11 protein-coding genes are annotated in these 9,305 nt (G+C 69.1%); 7 read left to right on the forward strand and 4 right to left on the reverse strand.

Annotated features, from left to right (window positions below):
* The 3 genes from Q0925_RS10980 to Q0925_RS10990 all read right to left on the reverse strand — a co-directional run.
* Positions 1–446, reverse strand: a 446-nt coding sequence (locus tag Q0925_RS10980; RefSeq protein WP_299335409.1) for a TMEM165/GDT1 family protein, incomplete at its 3' end; no start/stop codon positions are given.
* A complete protein-coding gene (locus tag Q0925_RS10985; RefSeq protein WP_299335429.1) occupies positions 443–1,138 on the reverse strand; it encodes a metal-dependent transcriptional regulator in 696 nt (231 codons plus the stop codon). The genes Q0925_RS10980 and Q0925_RS10985, both read right to left, overlap by 4 nt.
* A gap of 74 nt (positions 1,139–1,212) precedes the next feature.
* The gene (locus tag Q0925_RS10990) at positions 1,213–2,379 is read right to left on the reverse strand and encodes a pyridoxal-phosphate dependent enzyme (protein WP_299335411.1); all 1,167 of its coding nucleotides are present in this window, start codon (positions 2,377–2,379) and stop codon (positions 1,213–1,215) included.
* 71 nt (positions 2,380–2,450) lie between these two features.
* Here Q0925_RS10990 and Q0925_RS10995 point away from each other — a divergent pair, with 71 nt between their 5' ends.
* Both Q0925_RS10995 and Q0925_RS11000 read left to right on the forward strand, forming a co-directional pair.
* Complete coding sequence (locus Q0925_RS10995) at positions 2,451–3,734, forward strand: NAD(P)/FAD-dependent oxidoreductase (RefSeq protein WP_299335413.1); 1,284 nt, start codon at positions 2,451–2,453, stop codon at positions 3,732–3,734.
* A gap of 69 nt (positions 3,735–3,803) precedes the next feature.
* Positions 3,804–4,604: a hypothetical protein gene (locus Q0925_RS11000; RefSeq protein WP_299335415.1), complete on the forward strand. Its 801-nt coding sequence runs from the start codon at positions 3,804–3,806 to the stop codon at positions 4,602–4,604.
* Positions 4,605–4,639: 35 nt separating this feature from the next.
* Here the strand turns inward: Q0925_RS11000 and Q0925_RS11005 are convergent, their stop codons facing one another.
* Positions 4,640–4,792, reverse strand: coding sequence for a hypothetical protein (locus Q0925_RS11005; RefSeq protein ID WP_299335417.1), 153 nt, complete (start codon positions 4,790–4,792; stop codon positions 4,640–4,642).
* An 83-nt stretch (positions 4,793–4,875) separates the two neighbouring features.
* On the opposite strand from Q0925_RS11005, the gene Q0925_RS11010 reads away from it, so the two are divergent.
* The 5 genes from Q0925_RS11010 to Q0925_RS11030 all read left to right on the forward strand — a co-directional run bounded on the left by Q0925_RS11010 (position 4,876) and on the right by Q0925_RS11030 (position 9,277).
* Positions 4,876–5,112, forward strand: coding sequence for a hypothetical protein (locus tag Q0925_RS11010; RefSeq protein WP_299335419.1), 237 nt, complete (start codon positions 4,876–4,878; stop codon positions 5,110–5,112).
* 76 nt (positions 5,113–5,188) lie between these two features.
* Entirely contained in the window at positions 5,189–6,703 is a 1,515-nt protein-coding gene (locus Q0925_RS11015) for a carotenoid oxygenase family protein (protein ID WP_299335421.1), read from the forward strand.
* A gap of 68 nt (positions 6,704–6,771) precedes the next feature.
* Complete coding sequence (locus Q0925_RS11020; protein ID WP_299335423.1) at positions 6,772–8,070, forward strand: saccharopine dehydrogenase family protein; 1,299 nt, start codon at positions 6,772–6,774, stop codon at positions 8,068–8,070.
* A gap of 53 nt (positions 8,071–8,123) precedes the next feature.
* Positions 8,124–9,038, forward strand: a complete 915-nt coding sequence (locus tag Q0925_RS11025; RefSeq protein ID WP_299335425.1) for an SDR family NAD(P)-dependent oxidoreductase — start codon at positions 8,124–8,126, stop codon at positions 9,036–9,038.
* Complete coding sequence (locus Q0925_RS11030) at positions 9,035–9,277, forward strand: hypothetical protein (protein ID WP_299335427.1); 243 nt, start codon at positions 9,035–9,037, stop codon at positions 9,275–9,277. The genes Q0925_RS11025 and Q0925_RS11030 overlap by 4 nt, the downstream gene beginning before the upstream one ends.
* Positions 9,278–9,305 lie beyond the last annotated feature (28 nt).

Raw genomic sequence — 9,305 nt, forward strand, 5'->3', positions numbered from 1 at the left:
AGTTGGGTCTTGTCGCCGAACTCGCCGGCGGCCATCATCGCGAAGATGGGAAGAAAGCCTCCGAAAGCGTCCGGAACCCGCCGTCCGAACACCGTCGGTTCGAACTCCCCGGAGAGGGCGGCCACCCCCCCGTCGGTCGCCGTGGGGTCGACCTGCTCGGGCTCCCCGCCGGATGGAGCCGAGCGGTAGAGCAGAACCGCGAAGACGAGAAACAGGGCGGCGGTGAACCCGTCCAAGACCACCGGCGAGAGCGCCCGTTGGAGCGCTTCGCCGAAGAGGATCTCCCGTGCCGTCCAGCCGGCGAAGGCCGCGCCCGCGGCGCTGACGACGACGAGCGGGTTGTACCGTGTCGACAGCCCCGCGATGATAAACTGCACCTTCTCGCCCGGCAACACGACGAGTTGGGCGACGAAGGCGACGGTGAGGATCTCGATCCAGCCCGTCACGCGTCGGACACCCCCTCAGTCGGCGTCCGGTCGGCCCTGGCGGGGCGGACACGAATCGTCCGGGCGACCGCCTCGGGGAGACTCTGCTCGTCGCCGTCGATCCGGACGGTTACCATCCCGAACGGGGCCACGTTGACCACGTCCACGACCGTTCCCGGGCGGATGCCCGCGTCGTCGAGATAGGCGAGTTCGGCCTCGTCGCGGTCGCGGACGCGGCTGACGACCACACGGTCGCCCGCGTCGTGGTCGCTCAACGGCGTCGTCTCGTCACCGTCGAGCGGTCGGAGGTCGGCCCCCGGGATGGGGTCTCCGTGCGGATCGACGTCCGGGTCCCCGAGCATCTCGGCGACCCGTTGTTCGAACTCCTCGGAGATGTGGTGTTCGAGCGTGTCCGCCTCCTCGTGGACGTCGACCCACGAGTAATCGAGCTGTTCGGTCAGATACGCCTCCAACAGCCGGTGGTGGCGAACCACCTCGAGCGCCACCGTCTCCCCCTCGGGAGTGAGTTCGACTCCCTTGTACTTCTCACGTTCCACCAACCCCCGCTCCGCGAGGTTCTGTACCATGCTCGTCACCGTCGGGGCCGTCTTCTCCACCTCCTCCGCGATGGCGGAGGTCGACACCGGTGTGCCGGTCTCCGACTGGAGTCGGTAGATCGCTTTGAGATAGTCCTCCATCGCGTCGCTGAGCATCATTCGTCGTGGATTAGACGTGTCTAATGAATAAGTCTGTCGCGTCAAACACACGGCCGGCGAGGGGTGGGTTCTCAGACACCCTGTCCCATCAGGTGGCTCCGGAGCACGTCGGCGGTCTTCACCCCGGCGTCGGCGTTGACCAGGATCACCGTCTCGTCACCGCCGAACGCGCCTCGGTCCGCGAGTGCCCACGCCCCCGCGGCGGCGGCCCCGCCGGTCGCGCCCACCTCCGTTCCGAGTCGTTGTGTGAGTGCGACCGCACTCTCCAGAAGGTCGTCGTCGGGGACAGCGACCGCGCCACCGCCGGTCGCGGCGACGGCGTCGCGGGCCAACTCGCCACCCGCCGGATCGGGGATCTCGAGTTCGCCACAGATGGTGTCCGGGTGGTCGACCGCCTCCACCGGACGGTCATCCTCGACCGCCTCAACGACGGGCGCACACCCCTCGGCCTGAACGGCGTAGAGGCGGGGCGGGCGTTCGATCACCCCGAGGTCGACGAGATCACGGAACCCTCGCTCCACGCCCACGGCCACCTCGCCGGTCCCAACGGCGAGCACCACGGCGTCAGGGGCCGTCCAACCCTGCTTTGCGGCCACCTCGTACGCCAGCGTTTTCGCCCCGTCGTGGCGGTACGGCGTCGTGAACTCCTGGAGCGAGTACCACGACCGCTCCAGTTCATCGAGCGCCGCGAGTGCGTCCGGATACCGGCCGCCGATCACCCGCATGTCAGCTCCGTGAACGTTCACCATCGCCTTGTTCGGAAACGGGGCACGCGAGGGAAGGTAGGCGTAACAGTCGGTGTCGATCCGGCCGGCGTACGCCGCCGCCGACTGGCCGGCGTTGCCTGGGGCCGCGAGCGCAAGCAGGTCGGCCTCGTGTGCCCGTGCCATCGTTGTCGCGACCGACAGGCCCCGGTCGAGAACCGTCCCGGTCGGGTTCCGACCCTCGTCTTTGACCCGAACCGCGTCGACGCCGAGGTCGGCCGCGAGACCGTCGGCCGGCAGCGACGGCGTTGCTCCCTCCCCTGCCGAGACGGCGCGCTCGGCTGGAACGGGGAGGAGGGCGTCATACCCCCACATCGAGTCGGGGTCGGTCGGAAGCGAACCGGGATCGACGGCGTCGAGATCATAGGCCGGATCGAGCGGTGCGTCGGCGTCCCCGCGGCCGACGTGGGTGGGCCGATACCGGTCACCGGTCGCCGCACACTCCAGTCCGACGAACGCGTCGGCGGTGTCCATGACACCGGTTGCGACCGGAGCGGCAAATCCCTGTCCATGGGTTCTTTTGTCCCGCCCACCGACCGGTCGATATGAACGATCGATCGTCGGTCGCCGTCGTGGGTGCGGGGCTGTCCGGGCTGGTCGCCGCCCGGCACCTCGCCGACGCCGGCGCGGACGTGACCGTCTTCGAGCGACGCGAGACGGTCGGCGGCCGGATTCGAACCCGACACCGGGACGGCTTCACCCTCGACCGCGGCTTCCAGGTGCTGTTTACCGCCTATCCCGCCGTCCGGCGCGAACTCGATCTCGACGCTCTCGACCTGCAATCGTTTTCGCCGGGTGCGGTCATCGCCCGCCCGGGCCAGCGGTCGACGCTCTCGGACCCGCTCCGTGACCCCTTCTCGCTCACCGACAGCCTGTTCAACCGCGAGGTGTCGACAACGGACAAACTCCGAACGCTCACCCTCCGGTACCACGTCGGCAGCCGAGACGAAACGGACATCTTCGAGAGCCCGGACGCCCGGATCGACGACTACCTCCGCGACCGGGGCTTTTCCGAGCGGTATCTCGACAACTTTGTCGCCCCGTTCTACGGCGGCATCACCCTCGACCGCACGTTATCGACCTCGAAGCGGGTTTTCGAGTACACGTTCAAGGCGATGAGCGAGGGACGGATCGCCCTCCCCGCGTCAGGGATGCGCGCCGTCCCCGAGCAGTTGGCCGACCGCGCCCGCGACGCCGGGGCGACCGTCCGTCTCGACGACCCTGTCGCCGTCGTCGACCCACACGGCGGCGCCGACGGCGCGGCCACCGTCGAGACCGAACACGATACCCGAACCGTCGACGCCGTCGTCGTCGCTACCGATCCCCGGACCGCGTGTCGTCTCACCGGCGTCGGTAGTATTCCGACCGCCGCCCGTTCCTCCGTGACGGGCTACTACGCGCTCCCCGACCGGAGTGGGATCGACGGCCGGAAGATCCACCTGAACGCAATCGACGGTCGCCCGAACATCGTCGTCCCGCTCTCCAACGTTGCCCCGACGTACGCCCCCGACGATCGGACGCTTCTTTGTGCGACCTTTCTCGGCGACGACGTGTTCGACGCCGACGCGGACACACTCCGTGAGTCGACCCGTGACGCGCTCGCGTCGTGGTATCCCGAACGCCTGTTCGAGGGGCTCGAATCAATCCACCTCGACCGCCTCGAATTCGCACAGTTCGACCAGCCACCCGGCGTCCACGACGACCTGCCCGGCCCCCGCGCCCCCGAGGGTGCGGTGTACCTCGCCGGCGATTACACCACGTGGTCGTCGATCCAAGGCGCGATGCGGAGCGGGCGGGAGGCGGCCACAGCGGTCCGGGCCGACCTGTGACCGGTGCCATCTCGGCCGTTCCCCAGCCTCAGGGCAACGCACTTGCTTTTCGCCCCACAATAACGGATAATGTGTGACGTGTTAGTGGAGGCCGGTATCGATCGGTGTCGGCAAGCGGGACTCTCCGTCTCCCGCCCGGAGAGCGGCGGACAACCACCCGCGATAGCGACGCCGGACACCGGAGCCGGCGGCATGGGTGGGCCGACCGACGCCGGCGTCTCGCTTCGGGCCGCCGACCGCCCGGTCGCCGTCGAACCGATCAGGGACCCCTCGCCGACGCTGGTGCTCTCGCGGCTCTGGAACGGGCATCAACAGGGACGGACGGCGTTGTTCGTCGTTCCCGACGACGACGCCGCCGAGCGGATCGAGACGCTACTCACCGATCCCGTCGGCGTCCGGGGCGCCGACGACCACGGCCGAACGTTTCACGCCGGTCCGGACCGGGTTCCGCTCGCCGAGGGTGGGTACGCGGCCGTCCCCGCCGGCTCCTCGCTTCGGTGGCGTGAATCGACCACCGCACGGGCGCTTGGCGGCGTCGTCTCCGACGCCGCCGCGACCGACGACCGACCGGCGAGCGATCCGTGGCTCGAACTGCACGCCGACGGGGAGGTCGTGGCTCGACTCGACGGCGTCGACGCGCTCGACTGTCCGTCGCGCGAGCGGTTCCCGTACGCCTACGCTCGGGACCGCGACAAACAGATCCGGGTCGTCGACTTCGCCGGGCGTCCGGTCCAACGCTACCCCGGCATCGGGGCGATGCGTGACGGTGGGTTCCAGCCCGTTCCCGCACCCCTGGTCCCCGAACACATGTTCGATGTTCCCATCGACGGCCGGTGGGCGGTCGTCGTCGCCGACGCCGAGCGTCGGTGACGGCACAGGGCAACGCTCACACTGCCGGGTCGCGTTCAGTCCACGTCGGCGAAGTAGGTCGGCTCCCGGAACCTGTCGGTCAGATCGGTGAGAGCCGTCGAGCCACACCGTTCGCAAGCCGTTGGCGTCGCGGGCGTCGCAGCGACGGTACCACAGTCATCGCAGGCGACGTATCGCAGGCCGAGCATACCGTTCGATCGGTTCTCGCCGGAGAAAAGCGTGTCCTCACGACGACGGAACGGTAATACGTGGCCGGCCCCAGATACCGGCGATGGTGTCCCTTCGCACCCGGCTTCGACTGGTGTCGGTTCTCGGACTGCTCGCCGGCATTGCCCACCTCGCGTTCGCCGGTCGACTCCTCGCGATCGCCCGGTGGGGGTACGATACGGTTCTCGCCGTCGATTTCGACCCCCGGCCGAACGCGACGCGTCGGGTCCGACTCGTCGGCGTGCTGTTCGTCGGTCTCGCTGCGCTCGTCGGCTACGTGCTCCGTGTCACCGACGAGTGACCGCCGCGCTCGCGTGATCGCGGCCGAGACCGGCCGCGCCGGTAACGTTTAGTCGCTCGTTACCCTGTTTGTGCCCGTGTGCCCGCAGTCTGGCTTCCACTCGCTCCACGACGAGGCCGCCGTCACGCTCGATGTCGACGGGTCGCTCCCCGACTGGTTGACGGGGAGTCTCGTCCGGACCGGACCGGGCGCGTTCGAGTTACCCGGCGGGAGCGCCGTCGACCACTGGTTCGATGGCCTTGCAATGTGTTATCGGTTCACCTTCGATCCCGGGGACCGGGGCCAGGGCCGGGAACAGGGCGAGCCGACGGACGCCGTCCACTACCGAAACCGGTTTCTCCGAACCGACGCGTACCGGGACGCCAGTGACGGCGAGTTCACCGGCGGCTTCGCGACGGGGGAAACGACGCTCCGGGACCGACTCCTGTCGCTGTTCTCCGATCCGTACGACAACACGAACATCGTCGTCGAACGGGTCGGCGACCGATATCTCGCCTTGACAGAGTCGCCCCGTCGCGTCGTTGTCGACCCGACCACGCTGGGGACGCGTGGCCACCACGGGTACGATGGCTCCGACCCATCGGGCCAACTCGCCTGTGCGCATCTAAAACGCGACCCTGCGACGGGAGCGCTGGTGAACGTCGAAACCGCCTTCGGCAGAACCAACCGGTATCACGTCCACGCGCTGACGCCCGCCGGCGACCGTCGACACCTCGGCAGCGTCGAGACGGACGCTCCGGCGTACATGCACAGTTTCGCGCTCACCCCGCGGTACGTCGTGTTGACGGAGTTTCCCCTCCGGGTCGATCCCACGCGATTTCTCCGACCGGGACGACAACCCCCGTTTATCGAGCAGTTCGAATGGCATCCCGACCGCGGGACGCGGGTCGTCGTTCTCGACCGAACGACCGGCGAGGTGGTCGCGTCGCCGACGACGGACCCCGTTTTCGGCTTCCACCACGTCAACGCCTTCGAACGCGACGGTGGACGGCGGATCGTCTTCGACCTCGAAACCGTCCCCGACGCGAGCGGTATCGGCGACCTCTACCTCGACGAACTCCGTGACGGCGACCTGGGGGCCATCGCCGGCCGCCTCGAACGGTTTACCGTCGACCTCCAAGGGGACCGCTACGGCGTCGACGGCGCAACCGTCGCCCGCGAGACGCTGTACGCCGACGGAACCGCGCTGCCAACGGCGTCGCCCGGCCGTTGGTGCCGGCCACACCGGTACGTCTACGCGATGAGCATGGCCCAACCGGCCACCGACTGGGCACACGGCGTGTTGAAGATCGATACCGAAACCGGGGCCGTGATCGAACACACCGACGGCGGCGCGTACTTCGGCGAGCCGATATTCGTCCCCGATCCCGATCCCGACTCCGACTCCGACTCCGATTCTGGGTCCAACGGCGCGACGGACGACGGCGTCGTTCTCACCGTGGCGCTCGACCCCGGAGCCGACCGGTCGCGACTGCTCGTCCTCGACGGCGAGACACTTACCGAGCGGGCGCGAGCGACGCTCCCACACGCGGCCCCCTTCGATTTCCACGGCCGCTACTTCCCGGAGATCACGGTGGCTGCGCGCGCCTGACCGGTGGCCGCGACGGGTCACCCACCCGAAAGATCGTGCCGCTGGGCGAGTAACGAGCCTCAAATTCCGTGCCGACGACCGACCGACGGTACGACCTCGTCCTGTGGGGCGCGACGGGCGTCGCCGGCCGCTTCGTGGCCGACCACCTCACCGAGCGGTACGCGCCCGACACCCTCTCGCTCGCGCTCGGTGGCCGCGACGAGTCCCGCCTTCGGAGCCTCGCGGCCGACCTCACGGACCGCGCCGACGGCTGGGACGTGACCGACCTCCCGGTGGTGGTCGGTGACGCGACGGACCCGGACAGCCTCCGAGCGATCGCCCACGATACGCGTGTCGTCTGTACGACCGTCGGCCCGTACACGCGGTACGGCACCCCCCTCGTCGCGGCGTGTATCGGGGCTGGGACGGACTACTGTGATCTTACCGGCGAGATCAACTGGGTCCGGGAGATGATCGGCCGCTACCACGACGAGGCCGTCGACGCAAACGCCCGTCTCGTCCACGGCTGTGGCTTCGACTCCGTCCCCGCCGATCTTGGCACCGCGCTCGTCCAGTCGTTCGCGACCGACGAGTTCGGAACGCCGTGTGATATGGTTCGGATTTATCTGGAGAACGGCCCCGGCGGGGTCAGCGGCGGGACACTCGCCAGTGTGGCCGCGGTGTTTGAGGCGACGACGACGGATCCGGTCGCAAGAGACACCGTCCGGAACCCATACTCGCTGGCACCGGCCGGCGAACGGAACGGGGTCGATCCGGGCGAGCAACGGTATCCACGGCGCGACGCCTTGCGCCCCATCTGGACGGCTCCGTCGCCGATGGCTCCCGTGAACGAGCGGGTGGTCCGGCGGAGCAACGCCTTGCTCGGCTACCCGTGGGGCCGCGAGTTCCCTTGCACCGAGGTGGTCCCCACCGGGAGCGGCCTCGGCGGTGCGGCGCTCGCTGGCGTTGTCGCCGCGGGACTCGGCGTCGGCACGGCCGCGATGTCCGTCGGTCCGGTCCGTGACGGCCTGCGCCGCTTTGTCTTCCCGGATCCCGGAGACGGGCCGACGAGAACGGCGGCGGAGCGCGGTCATTTCACCGTCCGCATTCTCGGTCGGGGGACGGCGGTGGACGGCCCGTTCGTGGTTGAAGGGGTGATCGGCGCCGACCGGGGTCCCGGATACGGTGCCACCGCACGGATGCTCGGTGAGGCCGCGATGTGTCTGGTTCGCGGTGATGTCGACTCGCCGCTGTCCGGTGGTGTAACCACTCCCGCCTCGGGGATCGGCGCTACACTCGCAGACCGACTCCGCGACGCCGGGTTGACCGTTCGCGTCCGCGAGTGGCCGGGAGACCGTGATCGGGCGACCGCTGCCCGCCGCCGGTGAGTTCCACCGACCGCGTGCGGGCCGTTTTGTTCGTGGAGTCCCTCTTTCGACCTATGAGTGAACCGCCGGAAGCGATTGCGGGGGTCGCGAACGTCGACTGCACCGGGATGCAGGCGCTCGTAACCGGATCGACCAGCGGGATCGGGCGAGCGGCCGCGCTTGCGCTGGGTCGACTCGGTGCCGACGTGATCGTTCACGGACGGGACGAGACGGCCGGCGCGGCCGTCGTCGACGACCTTGCGGCGGTCGGGGCCGACGCGACGTTCGTGGCGGCCGACTTCGCCGACGTGGCGTCGGTTCGTGGTTTGGCCGACACCGTCCGCGCCGAAACCGACGGTCTCGACGTTCTCTGTAACAACGCCGGCGGACTGTTTCGAGACGGACGACTGACCGATCTTGGGGTCGAACGGACGTTTCACGTCAACCACCTCGCGCCCTTTCTGCTGACGGCCGATCTCCTCGACCACCTCCGGGATGGGGCCCGCGTCGTCACCACCGCGTCCGCGGCCCACAACGGTGTATCGCTTGATCTCGACCGCGTCGGGCGCGTCGAGTCCTACTCCGGACTGTGGGCGTACAGCCACTCGAAGCTCGCGAACGTTCTCTTCGGTGCCGAACTCGCCCGACGACTCGCGGCCGACGACCGCGACATCACCTCGAACAGCATCCACCCCGGTGCGATTCCGGGCAGCGGGTTCAGCCGTTTTCTCCCCGGACCGTTGCCGCGACTCGTCGGGGCACTCGACGCCGTCCCCGGCGTCACGTCCGTCGCGGACGGCGCGGCGGAACTCCTGTTCGTCGCCGTCTCGCCTCGTACCGCCGATATCTCCGGTCGGTACTTCTCCGGGCAACAGCCAACGCTCCCCTCGACCGCCGCCCGCGACACCGACGCTGCCGAGCGACTCTGGACGTTCAGCGCCGACGCACTGGGCGTCGACGAACCGCTTGCGGAACCGGCCGATCCGTGAACCACGACCGAATCCACGCCCAACGGCCGAGCCACCACGCCGACCGGTGGTCCGTCGGAACCATCGAGTCGGTCGACCGCCGGGACGGACACTGCGTCGTCACGGTCCGGCCACCGGACGACGACCCGGTCGAACTCGTCGTCACGCTTGCCGTCCGCGACCTGTTTCTCAGGCGGTTGGATGTGGACGATGGGTCGCCGGTCGGGGAGCGGGTCTGGTACCGACAGCGCGGCGAGTGACCGCCGTTGTGGTTCCGCCTCGACCCGT

The sequence above is a fragment of the Haloplanus sp. genome (genome assembly GCF_028275055.1).
GTDB lineage: Archaea > Halobacteriota > Halobacteria > Halobacteriales > Haloferacaceae > Haloplanus.